The following is a 22,516-nucleotide window of genomic DNA, read 5'->3' as shown; positions in this document are numbered from 1 at the left end:
CCGCCATTGAGACGTCATGCCTCTATAATGATAACTTAATCAAACGCTGTTCTCATTGATCGTTCGCCTCGCGTTCGGCGGCCGGTTCCATCCAGCGTCGCCACAGCGCCAGGATATGCTCGCGGTGATCGGCGAATGCCTCGGCAGATACCAGACTGCCCCGCTTGGCCAGCGCCGCGCGGTGGCTCGCATCGCGATAGGCGAGATACGCCGCCTGCAGTTTCCGCGCATCCTGTTCGGGGAGCTTGCCGCTCTCGGCCAGCGCATCCATCAGCCGCATGTTGTCGGTGACCTCGAGCAGTGCCGGCGTCCGGGCCGACAGCGCCAGCACCGCATACTGGTTCATGAACTCGATATCCACCAGGCCGCCGGCATCCTGCTTGAGATGGAACTGGCCGGCCTCGCGCGCCTCGCCGCCGCTGCCGAGATGCTCCCGCATCTTCAGGCGCATCTTGACGACTTCGTGGCGGAGCTCGTCGCCGTCGCGCTCCCGCGCCAGCACTTCCCGGCGAACGGCCTCGAAGCGTTCCTTCAGCGTGCCGTCGCCCGCCACGGCACGCGCGCGCACCAGCGCCTGGTGTTCCCAGATCCAGGCCTCGTTGCGCTGGTACTCGGCAAAGGCGTCCAGCGACGACACCAGCAACCCGGCGTTCCCCGAAGGGCGCAGCCGCATGTCGACTTCGTAGAGCGTGCCGCTGGGCGTGGTCGCAGTGAGCAGATGGATGATGCGCTGCCCCAACCGGGTGAAGAACACCAGGTTATCGATCGACTTGGCGCCGTCGGTCACGCCCCGAGGCGCGGCATCGTAGAGGAATACCAGATCGAGATCGGAACCGTACCCCAGCTCGATGCCGCCCAGCTTGCCATAGCCGACGATCAAAAAGGCCGCCTGACCGGCCGAGTCTCTGGCGCTGGGGTGTCCGTACCGTGCGGTCAGCGAACGCCACGCCATCTGCAGCACGCTATCCAGCACCACCTCGGCGATCGCGGTCAGATAGTCGCTGACCTTCATCAACACGCGCCCGCCGGCAATGTCGGAAGCGGCAACGCGCAGCACCTGGGTCTGCTTGAAGACCCGCATCGCCTCCAGCCAGCCCTCCTCGTCGTCTTCGGGAATCCGCGCCAGCGTCTGGCGCAGCTCGTCCGCGAGGCGCTGCTTGTCAGCGGGCGAATAAAGCGTCGCGGGGGTCAGCAGTTCGTCGAGCAGAATGGGGTGGCGCGCCAGCTGTTCGGCGATCCAGGGGCTGGCCGCGCACAGCCGGATCAGCGACGGCAGAACCTGCGGGTTCTCGCGCAGCAGCGAAAGATAGGCGGTGCGTCGCAACACCGCCTCGATCAGCGGCAGCACCCGCTCCAGGGCGGTAGTGGGCGCCTCGTTCTCGGCGGCGGCCTCCAGCAGCATCGGCATGACGGCCTCGAGGCGCTCGTAGCCGATACGCTGCATCGATTGCACGCCGCGGGAGTCGCGAAAGGTCTTGAGGCGTCGCAGCGCCTCGGGCAGCTCGTAACCCGCCGCCGCCATCAACCGCTCGGCTTCGGTATCATCCATCTCCCCCTGCCACAGCTGCCGCCAGGCGGTGTCATCCTGGGGCGAGTCGTCGTCGGATGCCGGCGACTCGTCGTCCGGATCGGCGACCACGGCATCGAAATGGCGTCGAACCCGCTCGCGGCAGGCCGAAAGCGCGTCTTTCAAGGCAGCCCAGTCCGGCAGTCGCATCGCCATCGCCAACCTCGCCTGGTTCTCGGTGTCGTCGGGCAACTGCTGCGTCTGGCGATCCTGCTGTGCCTGCAGCGCGTGCTCCAGATCCCGCAGGAAGACGTAATCTTCGCGCAGCTCGTCGACCACCGGCTGCGGCAGCAGTTCGAGCGTGACCAGGCGCGCCATGGCCTCCCGCAGCGAGGTGACCTGAAGCTCGGTATCCCGGCCGCCGCGGATCAGCTGGAACGCCTGGACCACGAATTCGACCTCGCGGATCCCGCCGCGCCCCAGCTTGATGTTGTCGTCCCGCCCTAGCCGCTTGACCTCGCGGTGAATCATCGCCTTCATCTCGCGCAGCGATTCGATCGCGCCGAAATCCAGATACTTGCGATAGATGAAGGGCCTGAGTTCATCGAGCAGTTCATGCCCGGCATCGAGATCGCCCGCGACCGGGCGCGCCTTGAGCATGGCGTAACGCTCCCACTCGCGCCCCTGATCCTGATAGTAGCTGGTGAAGGTGTTGAAGCTGCCGACCAGCGGCCCGCCGTCGCCCAACGGTCGCAGGCGCATGTCGACCCGGAAGGCGAAGCCGTCGGCGGTGATCTCATCCAGCGCGGCGATCAGCTTTTGCCCCAGTTTGGTGAAGTACTGCTGATGGTCATACTCGCGCTCCCCGCCCCGGGTCGTGCCTTTCTCCGGAAACGCGAAAATCAGATCGATATCCGAGGAGAGGTTGAGTTCGCCGGCGCCGAGCTTGCCCATTCCCAGCACGATCAGGCGTTGAGGCGAGCCGTCACGGCGCGGTGCAGGGCTGCCCCACCGGGGCGCGAGATGCGTCTCGAGCCAACCCAGCGCGCCTTCGAGGCAGACCTCGGCGAGTTCCGAAACCTTGGCGGCGGTCTGCCACATCTCGGCACCGTTGAGGTCCCGCCACACGATGCCGAGCATCCGCGCCTGACGAAAACGGCGCAGCGCCCTGTGGAGCGATGCTTCGTCGTCCGCTTCTGCCAGCGCCTGGTGCAGCGCGTCTTCGATCTGCGCCCGATTCGGCGCTGCCTCGAGCTCGCCACTGTCGATCAGGCCGGGAAGCAGCGCCGGCCGCGTCACCAGCGCGTCCAGCGCGAAGTCCGACAGCAGGACCAGCCGGGCAAGCTCGCGCCGACGCACATCGCTCAGGGAGAGCCAGGCGTCGGTGACGGCCGGATCGGCACCGGCGGCGTCCAGCCCTTCGTCCAGGCGCTGTCTGGCCTCAGCCCAAGCTCCCGCAAGCGTGGCGGGACTATCGATCTCGGCGAACCAGGGTTCGGGTAACGGCATCGGGTGCTCCAGACGGCTGTTGTCGGGGTCTTGACTGGTGAATGCCCCGCCAGCATAGCGAAGCCCCGTGTCAGGCCCAAGCGATGCAGATCGTGCCCGCGCCTAAGTCGCAGATTATCGATGATGTCACACCAAGGTTGTATTACATCGTACGAATAAAACGGCTACAAAGGCACAAGCCAATTCGTCGGGTCCAGCGGGCGTTAGCTCGAACGAGAGAACGCCGCCCGTGGATCCACTCTCGAACTGCACCATCAAGCAAGGGATACGCCATGAAGCTCAAGAAGACACTCCTCGGCATCGCCTGCCTCGCATCGTTGGCGGCCGGCGCCGCCCAGGCCGATTTCCCGAACCGGGATATCCGCGTCATCGTGCCGGCAGCCGCCGGCGGCGGTACCGATGCCATCGTCCGCAAGGTTTCCAATATCGCCGAAGAGTCGCTGCCCGTCTCGATGTATGTCGAGAACGTGGAAGGCGGCATGACGGCAACCGGCCTGCTCCAGTTGATGAAGGCGCGTCCGGATGGGCAGACCGTCGCCGCGATCACCTACGACAGCATCATCACGATCCCGTGGAAGAACATGCTGCCGGGATTCAACATGGACAAGATGCGCATGATCGCCCGCATCACCAGCGAAGCCGACGCGATCACCGTGCCGGAAAACTCCCCCTACAAGACACTGGATGACCTGATCGCCGCCGCCAAGAAAGAACCCGGCAGCATTCGCATCGGCATTCAGAACATGGGCGCCAGGACCCACTTGACCCTGCTGCAACTTCAGGATCTGACCGGCGCCGAGTTCAAGATCGTCTCCTACGACAACAGCGCGGCGTCGCAGAAGGAAGCGTTGCTCAACGGCGAGGTCGACGCCGTGGTTACCAGCCTCGGCGACCTGGCGCCGCTGATCGAATCCGGTCAGGCCCGCGGCCTGGTCGAGTTCTCCGACACCCAGAACGAAGGCTTCCCCAACGTGCCGCCGGTCACCGAGACCGATACCGGCCTGGACCTGCAGATGGGCAGCTTCATCGTCATGGTGGCACCGGCGCGTACCCCGGACGATGTGATCGAGAAGCTGGAAGCCACCTACCACAAGGCTTACGAGAGCGACGAGTTCCAGCAGTGGCTGAAGAAGATCGGCGTCACGCCCGCCTGGCTGGGCGCCGACGACGTGACCGAATGGGCGAACGACACCCAGCAGCAGCTCTTCGACACCATGGATGAACTGGTCGACAAGGGCGTGCTGGAGAAATAAGTCTCCGATCATTCTCATCCACGCTGCGCCATGCCCCTCGCATGGCGCCTTGTCGTCTACACAGGTGCCTTCATGACATCTAAACCCTCATCTCGACAGTCGACCCAGCGCTCGAGTCTGGGCGGTGAGTTTTTCGTGCCGGCGGCGCTGGCGCTCATCACCCTCGTCTACCTGATCTCGGCGATCCAGCTCGGCCCGCCAATGAAGGGCGGCAACATGACCGCGTCCTTCTTTCCCATCGCCACCGCCATCCTCATGCTGATCGCGCTGGCCTGCGCCATGGTTCATGCGCTACGCGGCAAGGCCAAGGCGCCCGAGGAAGAGGCCGCCGCCAACGCCGAGAGCAGCGACGATGCCCCGCGCCGCAGGCAGTATGTCGGCCTCTCCCTCGGCGCGATCGGCGTCGTCGTGCTGACGGCGGGATACCTGCTGGCGTTCGACCTGATCGGCTATTTCGTCGCCACTTTCGTCTACGTGCTGCTGCTGACCGGCCTGTTCAGTGGCGGCTTCCGGGAGAAATGGCTGACCAAGCTGATCGCCGCCATCGTCATTACCGTCGCCGGCTACCTGCTGTTCGAGGTCGTCTTCCAGGTCCGCCTGCCCACGCTCTGGAGTCAATGATCATGGATTCGATTTCCGGTCTGCTGGGCGGTTTCGCCGCCCTCGCCAATCCTGAAACCCTGCTCTACATGATCGGCGGTTTTCTGATCGGCACCTTCTTCGGCGCGGTGCCGGGCCTGACCTCGGTGCTGGCCATCGCCCTGCTGCTGCCGCTCACCTACAGCCTCGACGTGACCACGGCGCTGGTCGCCTGCGCCAGCATCTTCATGGCAGGCATGTGCAGCGGCAGCATCACCGCCACGACCATCAACATTCCCGGTGCGCCGTCGTCGATGATGACCGCGCTGGAAGGCTACCCGATGCAGCAGCGCGGCGAAGGCGCCAAGGCGCTCGGTCACGCCGCACTGGGCTCGATGATCGGCGGTTCGCTGGGCGCGCTGCTGCTGATGGTCATGGCGCCGCTGGCGGCCGACGTCGCCCTGCTGATCCGCACGCCGGGCAAGTTCTCGCTGATCGCCTTTGCACTGATCGTGATCATCATTTCCCAGCGTGGGTCGATCACCAAGGGCATGATCGCCACGCTGTTCGGCGTCATGATCGCCACCATCGGCATCGACGTGGTGCAGCCGCTGGCCCGCTTCACCTTCGGCACCAGCGTGCTGGTCCAGGGCATCGACATGATGCCGTTGATCATCGGCACCTTCGCCATCAGTGAACTGCTGATCCAGGCCGATAGCCGCAGCAGCCGAACCGTCGATCCCAGCATGATCCAGGCGGCCAAGGTGCGCCGTCGCGATTTCATTCCGCCGCTGTCGGAAGTTCGGGAAATCGGCGTGATGCGCTACCTGAAGAGCGCGGTCATCGGCTACGCGGTGGGTATCCTGCCCGGCGCCGGCGGCTCCATGGCGGCTTTCGTCTCCTATGCGGAGTCGATGCGCTCTTCCAAGCACCCCGAGCGTTACGGCAAGGGCAATCCGGAAGGCATCGCGGCGGCGGAATGCGCCAACAACTCGATGTGCGGCGGCGCCTTCGTGCCGATGCTGACGTTCGGCATCCCCGGCGATCCAACCACCGCGATCGTGCTCGGCGTGCTGGTCATCAACGGTCTGCAGCCCGGCCCGCAGTTCATGACCCAGCAGCTCGATCTGATCGCGCCGATGTTCGCCTCGCTGTTCGTCAGTGCGCTGATCCTGATTCCGCTGACGCTCTACCTGCTCGGCCCCTACTTCCTCAAGATCGTGTCGATTCGCCGCGACGTGCTCTACTCGAGCATCGCCATCGTCGCGCTGGTGGGCAGCTACGTGGCGACCTACTCCACGTTCCAGATGGCGCTGGCGCTGGTGTTCGGCGTGCTGGCCTACTTCCTGCGCAAGCAGAAGTATCCCACCGTCTGCCTGCTGCTGGGCTTCGTGCTCGGCCCGAGCCTGGAGGAGTATTGCCGTCGCGCGCTCTCCATCAATGACGGCAACCCGTCGATCTTCTTCACCAGCCCGGATAGCCTGTTCTTCATCGCCCTGACGGTGGTGTTCTTCTACTTCATGGTGATCCGCAAGCCCAAGGACAACAGCCTGGGTACGCCTCCCGCAAGTTGAGCCACGACCGCCAGGCCCGCCGACAGCCGGCGGGCCCGGTATTAAATAGTAAAAAATTATCAGAAACCTATCTTCATTCAATTTAACAAATCGTAAATCTCTCCGTAGTCTGCCTTTCCAGCCTCCGGTGGCGCTCGGCCGTGCCGGCTCGGCCACTGGATTCATAAGAAGATGAGGATAGAGAGATGTCGAACGAAACCGAAGCGAAGTGTCCGTTTTCCGGCAAGGCCAGTACGACCGTCGCCGGCAGCGGCACCACCAATCAGGACTGGTGGCCGAACCAGTTGCGCGTGGACCTGCTGAACCAGCATTCCGAGCGCTCCAACCCGCTGGGTGAGCAGTTCAACTATCGCGAAGAATTCCAGAAACTCGACTACTCCGAACTGAAGGCCGACCTCAAGGCGGTACTGACCGACTCGCAGGAGTGGTGGCCGGCCGACTGGGGCTCCTATATCGGCCTGTTCATTCGCATGGCCTGGCATAGTGCCGGCACCTATCGCCTCGTCGATGGCCGCGGCGGCGCCGGTCGTGGCCAGCAGCGCTTCGCTCCGCTCAACTCCTGGCCGGACAACGTCAGCCTGGACAAGGCCCGCCGCCTGTTGTGGCCGATCAAGCAGAAGTACGGCCAGAAGATCTCCTGGGCCGACCTCATCGTCCTCGCCGGCAACGTGGCGCTGGAATCCTCCGGCTTCCGCACCTTCGGTTTCGCCGCCGGCCGCGAGGACGTGTGGGAACCGGACATGGACGTCAACTGGGGCGACGAGAAGACCTGGCTGGCGCACCGTGACCCGGAAACCCTGGCCAACAATCCGCTGGCCGCCACCGAGATGGGCCTGATCTACGTCAACCCGGAAGGCCCGAACGCCAGTGGCGACCCGCTCTCGGCGGCCCCGGCCATCCGCGCCACCTTCGGCAACATGGCGATGAACGACGAGGAGATCGTCGCCCTGATCGCCGGCGGCCATACCCTCGGCAAGACCCACGGTGCCGGTCCGGCGGACAAGGTCGGTGCGGACCCCGAAGCCGCATCGCTGGAACAGCAGGGCCTGGGCTGGACCAGCAGCCATGGCAGCGGTGTGGGCGCCGACGCCATTACCTCCGGCCTGGAAGTGGTTTGGAGCCAGACCCCGACCCAGTGGAGCAATTACTTCTTCGAGAACCTGTTCAAGTACGAATGGGTGCAGACCCGCAGCCCGGCCGGCGCCATCCAGTACGAGGCCAAGGACGCACCGGAGATCATCCCCGACCCGTTCGATCCGTCGAAGAAGCGCAAGCCGACCATGCTGGTCACCGACCTCACGCTGCGCTTCGATCCCGAGTTCGAGAAGATCTCGCGTCGCTTCCTCAACGATCCGCAGGCCTTCGCCGACGCTTTCGCCCGCGCCTGGTTCAAGCTGACTCACCGCGACATGGGTCCGAAGGCTCGCTACTTCGGCCCGGAAGTGCCGCAGGAAGACCTGATCTGGCAAGACCCGCTGCCGGCTCCGATCCACGCGCCAAGCGCGGCGGACGTCGCCGAGTTGAAAGCGCAGATCGCCGATTCCGGCCTGTCGGTCTCCGAACTCGTCTCCACCGCATGGGCCTCGGCCTCCACCTTCCGTGGTGGTGACAAGCGCGGTGGCGCCAACGGCGCACGCCTGGCCCTGGCACCGCAGAAGGATTGGGAAGTCAACCGAATCGCGGTCTCGGTCCTGCCCAAGCTTCGGGAAATCCAGGTGACGTCCGGCAAGGCTTCGCTGGCCGACGTGATCGTGCTGGCCGGCAATGTCGGCGTCGAGCAGGCCGCCAAGGCGGCGGGCGTGGAGATCGAGGTACCGTTCGCACCGGGCCGTGTCGACGCCACCCAGGAGCAGACCGATGTCGCCTCCTTCGCGGTGATGGAGCCGCGGGCAGACGGCTTCCGCAACTACAAGCGCGGCCGGCAGGGCGCGCCCACCGAGTCGATGCTGGTCGACAAGGCGCAGCAGTTGACCCTGACCGCTCCGGAGATGACCGTACTGGTCGGTGGCCTTCGCGTCCTCGGCGCCAACCACGATGGCGCAAGCCATGGCGTGTTCACCGACAAGGTCGGCGTGCTCAGCAACGACTTCTTCGTCAACCTGCTGGACATGGGCATCGTATGGACAGCGGTGGACGGCGAGGCCGAACTGTTCGAGGGCAAGGATCGCAAGAGCGGCGAGTTGAAGTACACCGCCACCCGCAACGATCTGGTGTTCGGTTCACACTCGGTACTGCGCGCGCTGGCCGAGGTCTACGCCAGCAGCGATGCCAAGGAGAAGTTCGTCAAGGACTTCGTTGCCGCCTGGACCAAGGTGATGAACCTGGACCGCTTCGACCTGGCATAGGTCGATCCGTATCGGCAAAACGCCCAAGAAACGGCGGCCCTAGGGCCGCCGTTTTCTTGTGCCCGCTTCGCTCAGAAACTCGCCTTGAGCGTGGTGCCGGCAACCCAGGCATTGTCGACGGAATCCACCGCCGATGGATTGACCACGTACTGCAGGTTGGGTCGTAGCGTCAGGTAGTTGGTGAGGTTGAAGCTGTAATAGATTTCGGCATCGTACTCGTGACCCTGGCGCGGCAACGGCGAGAGGGTATTGCCGGGCATGGCGTTGTAGTAGTCGATGTAATCGTTGACGTCGTCGTTGACGTGCAGATAAGCCAGCCCGATGCCGGCGTCGTCCTGCGGGCGGGCGTCGAAGGGGCCGGCGTAGGTCGCGCCGATCGAGACATAGCGGTCGATGCCGGCGGTATCTCCATGGTTGGCGTTGCCCATGCTGAACAGCGTCAGGCCTCGGTCCGAATTGCCGTCGCGGGTGGTCACCTGCTGCTGAACCACGTAGTAGAGGCCGGCGTTGGTGGTGCTGCTGGCGGGCCGATCGCCGTAGGCGCGACTGTCGACGTCGTTGTAGTAATAACCCACCTTGTAGGCGCCCGGCAGGCCGTTCAACGTCGGCGTGAAGCCCAGCTCGACCGGATAGAGCGTGCCATCGCTGCCACTGGTGCGCAGATCGAAGCCGTTGTCGTTTTCCAGGTTGCTGTCGTTGACGTCGAAGGCGCCGAACTGGAGATACCACTCTGGCGTGAAGTCGGCACGCACCACCGCGGCCCATTGCGCGATCGGCCAGTTATAGATGTTGTTGCCCCGGTTGCCGGGCTGCCCGCTACCGAACGCCAGGTTCTGGAAGTTGCTATCGATGGTGGCGAAGTCGTCGCCGAACGGGATTCGTCCCAGCTTGACCGCCAAGGCATCGTCGAAGAAGCGCTGGCGATACCAGAACTGCGTCAGCCGCGTCACCGGCCCGCGCCCCTGCACTTCCTGCACCGAAGAACCGCCGACGGTCGCATCGGGATCGCTCATGCGGTCGTTGACGCTATGCCCGTTACGGTTGGTCACCGTGACCTGGAACTCGGCGTCGGGAATCCCCACGAGACGGTCGAGATCGAAATTGGCACCGACCGCGAACTGATCCGCGTACTTCGTCACGTGGCTGTCGCGGTAGCCGCCATCGAGAATGGTCGCCGCTTCACCCACGTAGTCGAAGTTGAAAGAGACTCCGGCTTCTTCCAGCGCCGTGCGCTCGCCACCCCAGTCACCAAACATGTAGGGGGAATCCGGTGAAAACGCGGAATAGGCCTGAGCCGAACCCGCCAGAAACAAGCTACCCATAAGCATCAATGGCAATCCACCGACACGGCGAGAAATTGAAGGTGACATGGCGTTCTCCAACTTAGTTAGTAGAATAAACTTTAAGAATAATCCGCAAATCCTCTCCATGGAAAGCACCGGAAAACATCCAAAAGTTGTAAAGTCGACTAAAGAATGAGGTGTCGTTTTTGGTGGGATCGATGTCATTGCCGACATCCCGCAGCGGCTTCAGACTGTGACGACGCTTTCCGGATGCCGCTAGATGACGCACACCATCGACCTTTTCGCCTACACCGACTGCCAATTGCTGGATGTCAGTGGCCCCTGGCAGGTTTTCGCCAGCGCCAACGACGAAGCTGCGGCACCGCTTTATCGACTGCGCCTGCTGGCCGCAACCGCAGGCCCGATACGCACCAATAGTGGCATGTCCCTGATAGCCACCCATGCCCTGGCCGAGACCACGCCGGGCGATACCCTGCTGATTGCCGGCGGCCATGGCGTCCATGCGCTGGGCGACACCATCGTCCAGGCGTTGGGTGAACGCGCGCGCTCGACGCCCCGAGTCGGCTCGGTCTGCACCGGCGCCTTTGCCCTGGCCCGGGCCGGTCTGCTCGAAGGCAGACGCGCCACCACTCACTGGCGCCAGGCGCAGCGGCTCGCCGCTGAATTCCCCGGAATACGAGTCAGCGCCGAGGCGCTCTATCTGGAGAGTGGCGGCATCCATACCAGCGCAGGCGTCACGGCCGGCATCGACCTGGCGCTCGCGCTGGTGGCCCGTGACCATGGCGATGCGCTGGCCGGCCGCGTCGCCCGCGAACTGGTGATGTTTCTGCATCGCCCCGGCGACCAGGCACAGTTCAGCGAAGGCCTGCGTTGCCAGCTCGCCAGCCAGGGACGCCTGCGTCGGCTGATCGACGAGGTACTGACGAATCCATTGCAGGCATGGGACAGCGAGACCCTCGCCGCCCGAATGGCAGTGACACCCCGCCACTTCCAGCGCCTCTTCCGCCAGCAGTTGCAGATGACGCCGGGGGAGTTCCTCACCCGCCTGCGGCTCGAATCGGCGCGTCGATCGCTGGCGGAGAGCGATGCCTCGCTGTCGCGCATTGCCGAACATTGCCGGTTGGGCAGCAGCGAACAACTCAGACGCCTGTTCCAGCGCCACTATGGCCTTGCACCCAGTGTCTACCGTGCGCGTTTCGGTCATCGACAACCGGAGGTCTCATGACATCACCAGTATCGGCTCGCCTGCCGGTTGCCGTGTGGGGGCTGGCACTGTGCCAGGCGCTACTGGTCAGCGGCAATGTGCTGCTGATCGCCTCGTCGCCATTGATCGGAGCGGCACTCTCCCCCTCCGCCGACTGGAGCACGCTGCCGGTGGCCGCACAGCTGTTGGGATTGACCGCGGCAACCCTGCCGGCCGGCTGGCTCACCGCGCGCCTTGGTCGCAAACGCACCTTTCTGATCGGCAACCTGGTCGGGCTGGCAGGCATCGTTGGCTGCCTGTTGGCGTTGATCGACGAACACTTCTGGCTATTCAACCTCGGCACCTTCGCCATCGGTATGAGCATCGGCGTCGGCATGCTCTACCGCTTCGCCGCGGTGGGCGCCGCCGACATTCGCCAGCGTGACAGCGCCATCAGCCTGGTAATGGCCGGCGGTATCGTCGCCGCCCTACTCGGCCCGTGGATGGCCCGGCGATTACAAAATATCTTCGAGGTTCCCTTCCTGGGCAGTTTCTTCGGCCTGGCGGGCCTTTATCTCGCAGCCCTGATAATCCTACAGGCCCTTGTGCTGCCCGACCCCAACGATCGAGACGCGCCCCGTCCCGCCCGTTCCCTGCACTTGCTGCTGCGGCAACCGCAATCGCTGGCGGCGATAGCCAGTGCCGCGCTGGGCTATGCCGTCATGAATCTGGCGATGACCGCCACCCCGCTGGCGATGTCGCAGGCCGGCCACGCCTTCGGCGAGGTCGCCAGCGTGATCCAATGGCACATGCTGGCGATGTTCGCGCCCTCCTTTTTCACCGGACGCCTGACCCGGCGTTTCGGTCACGCCAACATGATCGCGGCGGGCGCCGTGTGCCTGCTCGGCAGCGCCCTGTGTGCCTGGCTGACGCCCCAGCTCTGGGCCTTCGGCGCCGGTCTGCTGCTGCTGGGCCTGGGCTGGAACTTCACCTTCCTGCCGGCCAGCGCCTGGCTGACGACCACCTATCGTCCCGCGGAGGCGCCGCGGGTCCAGGCGGTCAACGACTGCATCGTGTTCTCGCTGACCTGCCTGTCGGCCCTGCTGGCCGGCCCGTTGAATGCCTGGTTGGGCTGGCAGGCGCTGAATCTGGTATTGATTCCGGCCATCGCTGTACTGCTGGCGATCGCGGTGGCGATGCGCCGACGCCCCGGGGGCACACTGACCGCCCAGCAGTAACGAGGCACGGCACCTCCGTCAAGCGAGCGGCGAACGCTCGACGCTGGCGGCCCCGGAATCCGGCCCGGCAGTGCCAGCGGTGGTCATGAACGCCTCGGCCGTCTCGCGCGAGGTGCGAGTCGCCAGGCTGACCGCCACGAACAGCACCACCGCGATCGGCAACGCCCAGATGCCGGGGGGCAGGCCGAGCGGTTTGGCGCCACTCACGTAGAGCGCAATGACGACCAGGCCACCGATGACGATGCTCGCCAGCGCGCCGGCCGCCGTACCGCGCTTCCAGTAGAAGGCGCCGATGATTGCCGGCACGATCACCACCAGGCCGGTCGATGCCGCCACCGACAACACCGCGATCAGGTTGAGCTGCAGTTCGGCGAAGACGAACGCCAGGATCGCGATGACCGGCAGTACCCACTTGCCGACCTTGAGCTGGCGGGATTCGCTGGCCTGGGCCGCGACGTTGGCGTAGACGTCACGCGAGAGCATCGACGACAGCGTCAGCATGATCGAGTCGATGGTCGACACCGCCGCCGCCAGAATGCCCACCATCACGATCACGCCCAGCACCGGCGGCACGTGCTCGGAGGCCAGCAGCGTCGGCGTCGCCAGATCCGACTTGGCCAGATCGGGGAAGGCCACCAGCGCCGAGAAGCCCCACAGCACCGATACCACGGTGTAGATGAAGCCGAAGATCAGAAAGCCGATCAGCATCTGGCGCATCGACCGGAGCGACGCCGGCATGAACAGCCGCTGGCTCACCTGAGGGTTGGAAAGGCTGAAGAAGAACCACGGAATCGTCAGCCCCAGAAACGTCGTGAAGCTGAACAGCCCCGGCCCGGGTACGGTGAGAGAGGCTGGATGCTGCGTGGCGAGCGTGTCGAACAGCACCGAGAAGCCGCCAAGCGAGTGCACCACCAGCAGCGCGACCAGCGTCGAGGCCACGATCATGAACAGCGCCTGCAGCGAGTCCGTCCACATCACCGAACGAATCCCGGCAATATAGGAGAACAGGATCGCCAGGATCGTCGCCACCACCACGCCGGTGGTGAACGAGATCGACCCGCCGCTCATCCCCGCCAGCAGATAGCCGACACCGGCCAGTTGCACCGCCGCGTAGGGAATCAGGAACAGGCAGCTCGCCGCCGCGGTCGCCACGGCGACCTTCTTGTCACCGTAGCGGTGACCCAGCATTTCGCTGGGGGTGACGTAACCGAAGCGCTTGCCCACTGCCCAGAACTTGGGGCCAAAGATCGCCACCAGCGACACGCCGGCGAAATAGACGATCTCGAAGCCGAACGCCCCGACGCCGCCGGCGTAGGTCAGCCCCGCCAGCCCCACCATCATGAAGGCGCTGTAGGTCGTCGCGCTGTAGCTCAGCGCGGAAACGAAGCCCTTCATCTGACGGTTACCCAGGAAGTAACCCGACATATCAACGCCGGCGCCGTTGGTGATCTTGCCTCGAGAGAGAAATGCCACTCCCAGGCCCACGACCAGGTAGATGATGACTGCACTCCAGATCAGTCCGATGGTCATCGCCTATTGCTCCCCGTCGTCATGCAATTCGTCATTTCGAGATAAGACGTCACGCGCGGGCCCGGCCTGAAACGTACGGGTAATCATGATGTTGGCGACGATAACCAGTATCCCGATGACACACCAGAACAGAAAACTGCCGTACCAGGCATGCACCTGGTCCAGTAGACCGTAAGGCACCACATAGCAGAGCAGAACCAGGGCCCACACCCCCCATACCCAGCGCCGAGCGCTCATTGGCGATTCCTCATATTATGATCGTTGCAATGTTCCCCTGTCGGCAGCGAGACCTTCACTGCAGAGCCGATGATAACGCGATAGTCTCGACGACGATGAAACCGCAATGGAATTTTCGATGAGCGCAACACACCTCTCTCCGGCGTCGACCGTCTGGTCGATGGATCCCATGGCACTCGACGCGCGCCTGCGCGAGTTCCTGACCGAGGATATCGGCCACGTTGACCTGACCGCGACGCTGATGGTCGATGCAGCGCAGACGGGCCAGTTCGAGATGCGCGCGCGAGAACCGATGACCATCGCCGGACTCTCGGTCGCGGCGCGCGCTTTCTCGCTCTACGATTCGAGTATCGATATCGAGCTACGGGTCGCGGATGGCCAGGCAGTACCCGAAGGCACCACGCTGATGCACCTGCAAGGCCCGGCTCGCAGCCTGCTGACGGTGGAGCGCACCGCACTCAACCTGATCCAGCATCTATCGGGTATCGCCACGCTCACCGCGCAATATGTCGAGCGAATCGCCGGCACCGGGGCGCAGCTGGTCGATACCCGCAAGACGACGCTTGGCCTGCGCGCGCTGGAAAAACACGCCGTCGCGTGCGGCGGCGGGCGCAACCATCGTCTCGGCCTGGACAGTGGCGTCATGCTCAAAGACAACCACATCGCGGTCTGCGGGAGCATCAGCGCCGCCGTGGCGCGAGCGAGATCCCGGGTGCCGGTGCTGACGCGCATCGAGGTGGAGTGCGACCGGCTGGATCAGGTGGAAGAAGCTCTGGCGGCCGGCGCGGACGTGATCATGCTCGACAACATGCCGGTCGAGACGATGCGCCGGGCGGTCGAGCTGGTGGACGGCCGCGTGCCGCTGGAAGCCTCCGGCGGCGTGCGCCTGGAGACGATTCGCGATATCGCCGAAACCGGCGTCGATTTCATCTCGGTCGGTCGTATCACCCAGTCGGCACCGGCAGTCGACATCGGTCTCGATGACGTGGATGCCCCGTCTATGCAGGCGAGTTGATTCGATGTCCTCCACCGACATCAACAATGCCGCCACGGTCGAGGCGTTCGAAACACTGATGACCGGGCTGCTGGATCAGGACTTCGACCTGCGCAAGCCACCCGTGGTCACCTTCTGGTGCGGGGCGGGATTCTCCAAGGCGTGGGACCCGCGCTCGCCCACGGACGGCGAGCTGTTCGCCATCGATCTCGACGACATCCGTGACTTCCCCAACCTCCAGCACGTGATGCACGTCATCGGCTGGGAGGACTACCGCCACCTGGACTTCGAGCGCTTCAAGAACCTGCGCTACGTCCTCGACATGCAGGTGCGCTATCCCGATATCCGCAATCGCTACTTCGACGATCAGAACCTGCGGCTGAGCATCCATGAACTGCGCACGCTGGTCATGCGCCGCTTCAGCGCCGCCTGCGATATCCACAACGTCGACGACGACACGCTACGCTTCACCTCGTCCTACGACAGCGAAGGCCAGCGCGCAATCATGCAGTTCTTCGCCTCGCTGGAAGATCGCGCCGGCCGGGCCGGCCTCGACGAGAACTGGCCGCTCTACCATTTCCTGACCACCAACTACGACTTCACCATCGAGACCATTCTCGAGCATGTCTATCGCCAGCAAGCACCGGTATTTGGAAGGCTCTATCGCGGCATCACGCCGCAGCGCATCTGCGGCGGCTCGATCTGGGAGCACCTGCCGCGAACCGTCGACCGCAACGTGATCAAGATCAACGGCGGGTTCGAGATCCTGCCCACGGCCCAGGGGTTCGACTTCGAGTACCGGCGCCGCAGCGATGCGGAGATTCGTCAGGAGCCGCCCCTGCTGATCCTGCCCTCCCAGGTTCAGGACTACGACGAGCCCTACTTCCACCAGGTGTTTCCCAAGGCCGTGCGCCTGCTGCGGGAAACCGACGTGCTGGTGATCGTCGGCTACAGCATGCCGCAGGAAGACTCGCTGGTGCGCTTCATCCTGCGCCAGCTGGCCGAAAGCCCCAACGACGCCAAGGGCAAGCACGTGTTCGTCATCGACACCAAGAACCACACCACCATCAAGTCACGTCTCGAAGAGATGTTTTTCTACCTTCCGCGCACCGGCTGGCCACGCGAGCACTACTACAGCGGGCGCTTCGAGGATTTCTGTGAAAAAGTCATGGCCGCATGATCCAGAATCTGCGGAATGCTTGCCCGATCCTACGAAACGGTCATGGTAGTCGCGAACCTCTCTCTTCCTGTCGTCGGTATCGATTACTCTACACAGCATCGATTCACCACCGCGTCAGGATATTTCACTGACCCCAACAGATGACGCCCATGCAACATCTCGACCTTCAAGTCATCGATGCCGCCCTCGAATGGGCCAATGCCGGCGAACCGATCTGGCTCTGCAGCGTGCTGGCGACATTCGGCTCGTCGCCGCGCGAGCCGGGCTCGATGCTGGTCGCCAAAGCGGACGGCACGCATGTCGGCTCGCTTTCCGGCGGCTGCATCGAAGAGGACTTTCTCGGCAGGATCGCCGAAGGCCATTTCGACGCTGCGCTATCGGTCGTGCGTTACGGCGAGGGCGCCGACGAATCGCCGCAGGTATCGCTGCCCTGCGGCGGAATTCTCGACGTGCTGGTGGAGCGACTGACGCCGGATGCCGAGACGCTGACGCACCTGGAAGTGCTTCACGCCACCTTGCTGGGCCAGCGCTCGCTGGTACGGCGGATCGATCTGGAGAGCGGCCGCAAGCGCTTCGTCGAGGCCGGCGAGAATGGTCCGCGCGTCGAGCGCGACGGCCAGATCATCCAGCTTCGCGTCGGCCCGGCGCTACGTCTGATCATCGCCGGCATTTCACCGGTATCGCGTTTCTGCGCCGAATTCGCCCGCGCGCTGGGATTCGAAGTGATCGTCTGCGATCCCAGAGAGGAAGCCAGACGCGATTTCCGGATCGAAGGCGTCGAGGTGCAGTCGGTGTTGCCGTCACTGTTCATCGGTTCCGGCGCCACCCACGCCGCTACCGCTATCGTCGCCCTGACCCACGATCCACGGATCGACGACCTGGCAATGATCGAGGCGGTACGCACGCCGGCGTTCTATATCGGCGTGATGGGATCGAAACGCACGTCCGAGAAGCGCGCCGAGCGGCTGAAGCGCTCCGGCGGCCTGGATGACGAGGCTATCTCAAGAATCCACATGCCGATCGGGCTCCATCTCGACAGCAAGACGCCCGCGGAGATCGCCCTCGCCGTGGTCGCCGACATCCTGCGCGTGCGTCGCGGCAAGCCACGCCATGAGCTGTGAATTTCGGGGCAAGGAGCGGTCGCCCGAAATCGTCGCGCTGATCATGGCCGCCGGCGTCTCCCGCCGGTTCGGCAGCGACAAGCGCCGGGCCAGGCTGGACGACGGGCGAACCCTGCTGGAGACGACGCTGGCAACCGCCTCGCAGGTCTATCCGCGATGCTGGCTGGTCATCCGCCCGGAGGATGACTTGGGCGAAGCCCTGGTGGCCTACAACGATCTCCTCCGCATGGCGGCCCCGCATGCGGGCAACGGGCTGGGAGGCAGCCTCGGCGACGCATTTCGAGAGTTGATCTCACAGCAGGACAACGCTGTCGCCGCCGCCGTGATTCTGGCCGACATGCCGTGGTTGAACGCCGCCACCTGTTCACGACTCAACCGGCACGCCGGCCCGGCACGCATCGTCATGCCGCACCACCAAGGGAAACGTGGCCATCCGGTGCTGTTCGGGCGTGATCTGTGGCCGGCGCTGGCCGAACTGAAGGAAGGGGAAGGCGCCAGAGGCGTCGTGCAGGCAAATCGCCAAGCCGTTCATATCATCGATGTCGACGATGCAGGCATCTGGCGGGACGTCGATACCCCAAGGGATCTTGAAGCACCGGTTTGAGCTGAACCGGAAGGCGTCGATTGGTATCGAACTCGCGGGGCGGGCGGTGGGCCTGGGAATTCAGCCGACGAACTTGTCCCACGCCAACAACCCCCAGGTCACCGCCGCCATGCCCAGGGCCAGCATCACCGCCGCAGAACCGATATCCTTGGCGCGCCCGGAAAGCTCGTGATGCTCCGGGCCGATGCGATCGACGACCGTCTCCACCGCACTGTTGAGCAGCTCGACGATCAACACAAAGACGCAGCTGCCGACCAGTACCAGCCATTCGACGGGGTTCTCGCCGATCCACCAAGCCAACGGCACCAGAATGACGCAGAGCGCTACCTCCTGGCGAAAGGCAGCCTCGTTGCGAAAGGCGGCAACCAGCCCCTTCAACGAGTAGCCCGTGGAGTGAAACAGATGGCGAAAACCGGTATCGCCGGAACGTGATTTCATGGACTCTCTGATTCGACCGCGCTGGCGATCGCCCCCTCGGCAACGAAACGATAGCTCGGCACCGGTCTCGGCGCGCCGAAGCCAATTGAATGGCGACGATGGTAGCAGAGCCGCATGACGACATCACCGACCTCGCATCGAGTCGGCGCCATGCCTGGTTCCTGCCCTACGCGGCCTTTATGCTGGTTTCTCGTCAGTGCAACGTTTTTGTCAGCGCGACGCTTCTTGTCAGTGCCACGACAACGCCCTATTTCCAACAAGGTCAACCATGTCTGAATCCAACCCGCTCTATCCGCCTATCGAACCTCACGCCTACGGTCATCTGGATACCGGCGACGGCCATCAGGTCTACTGGGAGCGCTGCGGCAACCCGGACGGCAAGCCGGTGGTCTTTCTCCACGGCGGCCCCGGCGGCGGCTGCAAACCGATCCATCGCCAACTGTTCGACCCGGCGCGCTACGACATCCTGCTGTTCGATCAGCGTGGCTGCGGCCGCTCGACGCCGCACGCGAGCCTCGATAACAACACCACCTGGCATCTGATCGAGGATATGGAACGCCTGCGCGAGATGATCGGTGCCGAACGGTGGCAGGTCTTCGGCGGGTCCTGGGGCTCGACGCTGGCCCTCGCTTACGCCGAGCGGCATCCCGAGCGCGTCAGCGAACTCGTGCTGCGCGGCATCTTCACCATGCGCCAGCAGGAGCTCGACTGGTTCTACAAGCACGGCGCGCGCAACATGTTCCCCGAAAAGTGGGAGCGGCTGGTGTCGATTCTTCCCGAGGAACAGCGCGACGATATCATTCCCGCCTTTCACGAACTGCTCAAAGGCGATGACATCGAGCGCCAGCTCCAAGCCGCCCGGCGCTGGAGCGTCTGGGAAGGCGAGACCTCGAAGCTGATCCCCGTCGATGCCACCGCCTCGCATGCCGCCGACCATTTCGCCCTGGCCTTCGCACGGATCGAGAATCACTACTTCATCAACAAGGGGTTCTTCGAGTTCGACGACCAGCTGCTACGCCAGGCCGACCGCCTCGCCGGCATCCCCGGGGTGATCGTTCACGGCCGCTACGACATGGTCTGCCCGCTTCAGAATGCCTGGGATCTGTCGAAGGCGTGGCCCGACGCGACGCTCGAGATCATCGAGGCTGCCGGCCACGCCTTCAGCGAACCCGAAACCCTGGCCGCCCTGATACGGGCGACCGACCGCTTCGCCGATCATCGCTGATTCATCTTCCGCCGGCTTCCGTAGGCTGTCCCGGCGCGTCTCAGCGTGACGCGTCGGCGGCGAGATCCAGAATCGTCGCGGCCACCGCCTGCGCCCGCGGCACGAAGGTGTCCAGGCGGCAATACTCGTCGTCGGTGTGCATCTTGGCGCCAACCGGACCGGTGCCGCATAGCGTGGGGATACCCAGACTCGCCGTGGTGCCAGCGTCCGAACAGCCGCCGGTGAATTCGCCCTCGACGCTGAAGCCGAGCTTCTCGGCCTGCGCCCGATAGCGCGCGAACAGCGCCTCGCTCATGGCCGGCTCCATCGGCAGGAAGCCGGAGGTCTGGCGGATCGTCGCCTGCGTTCCAGGGACTTCTTCCTCGGCGATGATCGCCTCGATCGCCGCCAGCAGCTCGACACGCTGCTGATTGGTGACGAAGCGCGTATCCAGCTGGGCCGTCGCCGAGGGAGCCACGGTATTGCGCGAGACGCCGCCCTCGATCAGACCGACATTGGTGGTCACGCCGCTGTCGTAGTCGGTCAAGGCATGCAGCTTGACGATCTTGCGCGCCAGCGTCTCGATGGCACTGGCGCCGTCGGCGTGGCTGACGCCGGAGTGTGCAGCCACACCGGTCACCTCGATCTGGAAGGCGGCGCCGCCCTTGCGCCCGGTCACCACGTTGCCACTGATTCGCCCCGGCTCCGCGTTGAGCACGGCTCGCGCACCACTGGCCGCCTCGCGAATGAAGGCGGTACCGTCGCGGGAGCCGATCTCCTCGTCCGCGGTGAACAGCGCACGCACCGGGAACGGCAATGGCGCCAGCCGCTTGAGTGCCCGCAGCACGAAGACATTCATCACCAGCCCGGCTTTCATGTCGGCGACGCCGGGGCCGAACGCGGTATCGCCCTCGCGGGTGAAGCCCCGCTCGGCGACCGTCCCCGTCGGGAACACCGTATCGCGATGCCCCATCATCAGCACATGGACGTTGGCGTCGTCGCTGCCGTCGCCCTCCAGCCGCGCTTCGAGAATATCGCCGGCGTCCGGCCGCGGCGTGCGTGTGACGGCAATTCCGTCGGCCTGAAGCCAGCCCACGATGACGTCCGCCACCGCATCGGTGCCGGCCTTGTCGTAGCTGTTGGAATCGATATCGACCAGTGTCTTCAGGCACTCGATCATCTCCGCCTGCTGGCTGGCGAGCCACTCGCAGGCCGTGGCCATCATCGTCTCCGCGTCGGTCAGCGATGCCATTTCTCACGCTCCTTCACTATGTCGCGGCCCTGCTCGGCCAGATCCCACCATAACCCGGCCATGATACCCAGGCCTTCCCGCACGATGCTCGCCAGCGCGTGCTCGTCGGGGGCGTGCTGGGAACAGGCGGGATAGGAGTGCGGCACCCACAGCGTCGGCAGACCGAGCGTCTCGGCGAAGATATCGTTGGGCAGCGAGCCGCCCAGGTTGGGCAGCAGCGTCGGTGTCTTGCCGCTGGATTCCCGCATCGATGCCAGTGCCCAATTGACCCAAGGATCCGTCGGATCGAGCCGCGTCGCGTTCATCTGCGACATGCGCGCGCTGCTGACTTCGATATCCTCGAAGCCGTGGGCGTCGAGGTGCTGGCGCAGGTGATCGAGGAAGCGTTCACGATCGCTGCCGACGACGAAGCGCAGCTGGCAGTGTGCGTAGGCCTCGCCGGGAATGGCGTTGACAGGCGCCTCCGGGTTGCCGGCCTTGATCGCCAGCAGCTCCAGGGTGTTCCAGGCGAACAGCCGTTCCGGCGGCAACAGGCCCGGCTCGCCCCAGTTCGGGTCGATCGGGGGGTCGCCCGGCGTCGCGCCGACTTCCAGGGAAGCAACGGCCTCCTTCACGGCAGCAGGAATGGCCGGCGGCCGCAGACCGTCGATCAGGATTCTGCCGTGGGCGTCGACCAGCGTCGACCAGGCGTTGGCGAGCCGCGTCGCCGGATTGGAGAGCACCCCGCCCCAGTTGCCGGAGTGGTGAGCACCGTCGCGGGCACGCAGGCGCAGGTCGAAATTGAACGAGCCGCGGGAGCCGAGGAAGAGCGTCGGTGAATCCGCCGACAGGCGCGGGCCGTCGGAAGCGATGAACAGATCCGCCGCCAAGCGATCACGATGAGCTTCGCAGACGGCCTTCAAGCCTGGCGAGCCGGTCTCCTCCCCCATCTCCAGAACCAACTTGACGTTGTAGCCCAGCGTGCCGCCGCGCGCGGCGATGACGCTCTCCAGCGCCGCGAAATTGAGGGTGTGCTGGCCCTTGTTGTCGGCGGTGCCGCGACCATACCAGCGCTCGCCTTCGACCACGATCCGCCACGGCGAAAGCCCTTCGCGCCACTGCCCGTCGTAACCCCGCACCACATCGCCGTGACCGTAGGTCAGCAGCGTCAGCGTCGCCTCGGCCTCGATGCGCTCGGCCAGCAGGAACGGCCCGAATCCGTCGACCGGGTTGTCGACGATCTCCCAGGTGAAGCCCAGCTTCTCGATATCGGGAATCACGAAATAGGTCAGATAGCGCCGCAGCTCGTCGTCGCGCCCGGCCTCCTGGCTTTCGCTGCGTACCGCGACGCGGGCCTCGAGCTGGCGCAGGAAATCGCCGCTGTCGAAGGCTTGCCAGGCGTGTTGCAGCGCTTGTGATCGCGCCATGAATCTCTCCTCGTTGACTAGGAACACTCGTTGAACTGGTGATCGCCGTGGGGGCGGT

Annotated in this window: 19 protein-coding genes; 11 read left to right on the top strand and 8 right to left on the bottom strand. The window is 64.6% G+C overall.

Translation table 11 applies throughout. From position 1 onward, the window contains the following. Window positions 1-52: 52 nt before the first annotated feature. Window positions 53-3,016 (bottom strand): bifunctional [glutamate--ammonia ligase]-adenylyl-L-tyrosine phosphorylase/[glutamate--ammonia-ligase] adenylyltransferase, encoded by a 2,964-nt coding sequence (gene glnE, locus CCD76_RS04855; protein WP_087718409.1) that lies wholly within the window; start codon window positions 3,014-3,016, stop codon window positions 53-55. Between the two features lie 272 nt (window positions 3,017-3,288). Here glnE and CCD76_RS04850 point away from each other — a divergent pair, with 272 nt between their 5' ends. From CCD76_RS04850 to katG, 4 genes are all read left to right on the top strand, one after another. After that, window positions 3,289-4,269, top strand: coding sequence for a Bug family tripartite tricarboxylate transporter substrate binding protein (locus CCD76_RS04850; protein ID WP_087718408.1), 981 nt, complete (start codon window positions 3,289-3,291; stop codon window positions 4,267-4,269). A gap of 72 nt (window positions 4,270-4,341) precedes the next feature. Further along, window positions 4,342-4,890, top strand: a complete 549-nt coding sequence (locus CCD76_RS04845) for a tripartite tricarboxylate transporter TctB family protein (protein ID WP_157956986.1) — start codon at window positions 4,342-4,344, stop codon at window positions 4,888-4,890. 2 nt (window positions 4,891-4,892) lie between these two features. Beyond that, a complete protein-coding gene (locus CCD76_RS04840) occupies window positions 4,893-6,422 on the top strand; it encodes a tripartite tricarboxylate transporter permease (RefSeq protein WP_087718407.1) in 1,530 nt (509 codons plus the stop codon). A gap of 185 nt (window positions 6,423-6,607) precedes the next feature. Beyond that, entirely contained in the window at window positions 6,608-8,767 is a 2,160-nt protein-coding gene (katG, locus tag CCD76_RS04835) for a catalase/peroxidase HPI (RefSeq protein ID WP_087718406.1), read from the top strand. A gap of 71 nt (window positions 8,768-8,838) precedes the next feature. On the opposite strand, the gene CCD76_RS04830 is transcribed toward katG, so the two are convergent. Then, on the bottom strand, window positions 8,839-10,137 hold the full coding sequence (locus tag CCD76_RS04830; protein ID WP_087718405.1) for a carbohydrate porin: 1,299 nt from the start codon (window positions 10,135-10,137) through the stop codon (window positions 8,839-8,841). Window positions 10,138-10,330: 193 nt separating this feature from the next. On the opposite strand from CCD76_RS04830, the gene CCD76_RS04825 reads away from it, so the two are divergent. Both CCD76_RS04825 and CCD76_RS04820 read left to right on the top strand, forming a co-directional pair. Then, a complete protein-coding gene (locus CCD76_RS04825) occupies window positions 10,331-11,296 on the top strand; it encodes a GlxA family transcriptional regulator (RefSeq protein ID WP_087718404.1) in 966 nt (321 codons plus the stop codon). After that, window positions 11,293-12,492: an MFS transporter gene (locus CCD76_RS04820; protein WP_256961111.1), complete on the top strand. Its 1,200-nt coding sequence runs from the start codon at window positions 11,293-11,295 to the stop codon at window positions 12,490-12,492. Before CCD76_RS04825 ends, CCD76_RS04820 begins: the two co-directional genes overlap by 4 nt. Before the next feature lie 18 nt (window positions 12,493-12,510). Here CCD76_RS04820 and CCD76_RS04815 read toward each other — a convergent pair whose 3' ends face one another. Beyond that, window positions 12,511-14,022: a sodium:solute symporter family protein gene (locus CCD76_RS04815; protein WP_087718403.1), complete on the bottom strand. Its 1,512-nt coding sequence runs from the start codon at window positions 14,020-14,022 to the stop codon at window positions 12,511-12,513. Window positions 14,023-14,025: 3 nt separating this feature from the next. After that, window positions 14,026-14,259: a hypothetical protein gene (locus CCD76_RS04810; protein WP_087718402.1), complete on the bottom strand. Its 234-nt coding sequence runs from the start codon at window positions 14,257-14,259 to the stop codon at window positions 14,026-14,028. 118 nt (window positions 14,260-14,377) lie between these two features. Here CCD76_RS04810 and nadC point away from each other — a divergent pair, with 118 nt between their 5' ends. The 4 genes from nadC to CCD76_RS04790 all read left to right on the top strand — a co-directional run bounded on the left by nadC (window position 14,378) and on the right by CCD76_RS04790 (window position 18,158). Further along, the gene (gene nadC / locus CCD76_RS04805; RefSeq protein WP_218776958.1) at window positions 14,378-15,274 is read left to right on the top strand and encodes a carboxylating nicotinate-nucleotide diphosphorylase; all 897 of its coding nucleotides are present in this window, start codon (window positions 14,378-14,380) and stop codon (window positions 15,272-15,274) included. A 4-nt stretch (window positions 15,275-15,278) separates the two neighbouring features. Then, window positions 15,279-16,433 carry an SIR2 family protein gene (locus CCD76_RS04800; protein ID WP_179208847.1) on the top strand — a complete coding sequence of 385 codons (1,155 nt, stop codon included), beginning with the start codon at window positions 15,279-15,281 and terminating at the stop codon, window positions 16,431-16,433. Window positions 16,434-16,582: 149 nt separating this feature from the next. Beyond that, on the top strand, window positions 16,583-17,554 hold the full coding sequence (locus tag CCD76_RS04795; RefSeq protein WP_087718506.1) for an XdhC family protein: 972 nt from the start codon (window positions 16,583-16,585) through the stop codon (window positions 17,552-17,554). Beyond that, window positions 17,544-18,158 (top strand): nucleotidyltransferase family protein, encoded by a 615-nt coding sequence (locus CCD76_RS04790; RefSeq protein ID WP_087718400.1) that lies wholly within the window; start codon window positions 17,544-17,546, stop codon window positions 18,156-18,158. The genes CCD76_RS04795 and CCD76_RS04790 overlap by 11 nt, the downstream gene beginning before the upstream one ends. A 60-nt stretch (window positions 18,159-18,218) precedes the next feature. Here the strand turns inward: CCD76_RS04790 and CCD76_RS04785 are convergent, their stop codons facing one another. Both CCD76_RS04785 and CCD76_RS19985 read right to left on the bottom strand, forming a co-directional pair. Continuing rightward, window positions 18,219-18,596 (bottom strand): diacylglycerol kinase, encoded by a 378-nt coding sequence (locus tag CCD76_RS04785; protein ID WP_087718399.1) that lies wholly within the window; start codon window positions 18,594-18,596, stop codon window positions 18,219-18,221. Further along, complete coding sequence (locus tag CCD76_RS19985; RefSeq protein WP_179208846.1) at window positions 18,593-18,748, bottom strand: hypothetical protein; 156 nt, start codon at window positions 18,746-18,748, stop codon at window positions 18,593-18,595. The genes CCD76_RS04785 and CCD76_RS19985 overlap by 4 nt, the downstream gene beginning before the upstream one ends. Before the next feature lie 116 nt (window positions 18,749-18,864). Here CCD76_RS19985 and pip point away from each other — a divergent pair, with 116 nt between their 5' ends. Then, the gene (gene pip / locus CCD76_RS04780) at window positions 18,865-19,821 is read left to right on the top strand and encodes a prolyl aminopeptidase (protein ID WP_087718398.1); all 957 of its coding nucleotides are present in this window, start codon (window positions 18,865-18,867) and stop codon (window positions 19,819-19,821) included. A gap of 40 nt (window positions 19,822-19,861) precedes the next feature. On the opposite strand, the gene CCD76_RS04775 is transcribed toward pip, so the two are convergent. Together CCD76_RS04775 and CCD76_RS04770 are read right to left on the bottom strand one after the other, a co-directional pair. After that, a complete protein-coding gene (locus CCD76_RS04775; protein ID WP_218776957.1) occupies window positions 19,862-21,052 on the bottom strand; it encodes a M20 family metallopeptidase in 1,191 nt (396 codons plus the stop codon). Further along, complete coding sequence (locus CCD76_RS04770) at window positions 21,040-22,458, bottom strand: M20 family metallopeptidase (protein WP_087718397.1); 1,419 nt, start codon at window positions 22,456-22,458, stop codon at window positions 21,040-21,042. Before CCD76_RS04770 ends, CCD76_RS04775 begins: the two co-directional genes overlap by 13 nt. Window positions 22,459-22,516 lie beyond the last annotated feature (58 nt).

The sequence above is a fragment of the Salinicola salarius genome, from assembly GCF_002179555.1.
GTDB lineage: Bacteria > Pseudomonadota > Gammaproteobacteria > Pseudomonadales > Halomonadaceae > Salinicola > Salinicola salarius_A.
This window is presented reverse-complemented; position numbering and strand designations above follow the sequence as displayed.

What these genes read in the sequence shown, in the direction of transcription:
- CCD76_RS04825 (WP_087718404.1), top strand. Translation starts at nt 10,331, where the DNA reads ATGACGCACACCATCGACCTTTTCGCCTACACCGACTGCCAATTGCTG.
- pip (WP_087718398.1), top strand. Translation starts at nt 18,865, where the DNA reads ATGTCTGAATCCAACCCGCTCTATCCGCCTATCGAACCTCACGCCTAC.
- CCD76_RS04850 (WP_087718408.1), top strand. Translation starts at nt 3,289, where the DNA reads ATGAAGCTCAAGAAGACACTCCTCGGCATCGCCTGCCTCGCATCGTTG.
- CCD76_RS04785 (WP_087718399.1), bottom strand. Translation starts at nt 18,596, where the DNA reads ATGAAATCACGTTCCGGCGATACCGGTTTTCGCCATCTGTTTCACTCC.
- CCD76_RS04840 (WP_087718407.1), top strand. Translation starts at nt 4,893, where the DNA reads ATGGATTCGATTTCCGGTCTGCTGGGCGGTTTCGCCGCCCTCGCCAAT.
- CCD76_RS04775 (WP_218776957.1), bottom strand. Translation starts at nt 21,052, where the DNA reads ATGGCATCGCTGACCGACGCGGAGACGATGATGGCCACGGCCTGCGAG.
- CCD76_RS04820 (WP_256961111.1), top strand. Translation starts at nt 11,293, where the DNA reads ATGACATCACCAGTATCGGCTCGCCTGCCGGTTGCCGTGTGGGGGCTG.
- CCD76_RS04790 (WP_087718400.1), top strand. Translation starts at nt 17,544, where the DNA reads ATGAGCTGTGAATTTCGGGGCAAGGAGCGGTCGCCCGAAATCGTCGCG.
- nadC (WP_218776958.1), top strand. Translation starts at nt 14,378, where the DNA reads ATGAGCGCAACACACCTCTCTCCGGCGTCGACCGTCTGGTCGATGGAT.
- CCD76_RS04845 (WP_157956986.1), top strand. Translation starts at nt 4,342, where the DNA reads ATGACATCTAAACCCTCATCTCGACAGTCGACCCAGCGCTCGAGTCTG.
- CCD76_RS04830 (WP_087718405.1), bottom strand. Translation starts at nt 10,137, where the DNA reads ATGTCACCTTCAATTTCTCGCCGTGTCGGTGGATTGCCATTGATGCTT.
- CCD76_RS04795 (WP_087718506.1), top strand. Translation starts at nt 16,583, where the DNA reads ATGCAACATCTCGACCTTCAAGTCATCGATGCCGCCCTCGAATGGGCC.
- CCD76_RS04810 (WP_087718402.1), bottom strand. Translation starts at nt 14,259, where the DNA reads ATGAGCGCTCGGCGCTGGGTATGGGGGGTGTGGGCCCTGGTTCTGCTC.
- glnE (WP_087718409.1), bottom strand. Translation starts at nt 3,016, where the DNA reads ATGCCGTTACCCGAACCCTGGTTCGCCGAGATCGATAGTCCCGCCACG.
- CCD76_RS04770 (WP_087718397.1), bottom strand. Translation starts at nt 22,458, where the DNA reads ATGGCGCGATCACAAGCGCTGCAACACGCCTGGCAAGCCTTCGACAGC.
- CCD76_RS19985 (WP_179208846.1), bottom strand. Translation starts at nt 18,748, where the DNA reads ATGGCGCCGACTCGATGCGAGGTCGGTGATGTCGTCATGCGGCTCTGC.
- katG (WP_087718406.1), top strand. Translation starts at nt 6,608, where the DNA reads ATGTCGAACGAAACCGAAGCGAAGTGTCCGTTTTCCGGCAAGGCCAGT.
- CCD76_RS04815 (WP_087718403.1), bottom strand. Translation starts at nt 14,022, where the DNA reads ATGACCATCGGACTGATCTGGAGTGCAGTCATCATCTACCTGGTCGTG.
- CCD76_RS04800 (WP_179208847.1), top strand. Translation starts at nt 15,279, where the DNA reads ATGTCCTCCACCGACATCAACAATGCCGCCACGGTCGAGGCGTTCGAA.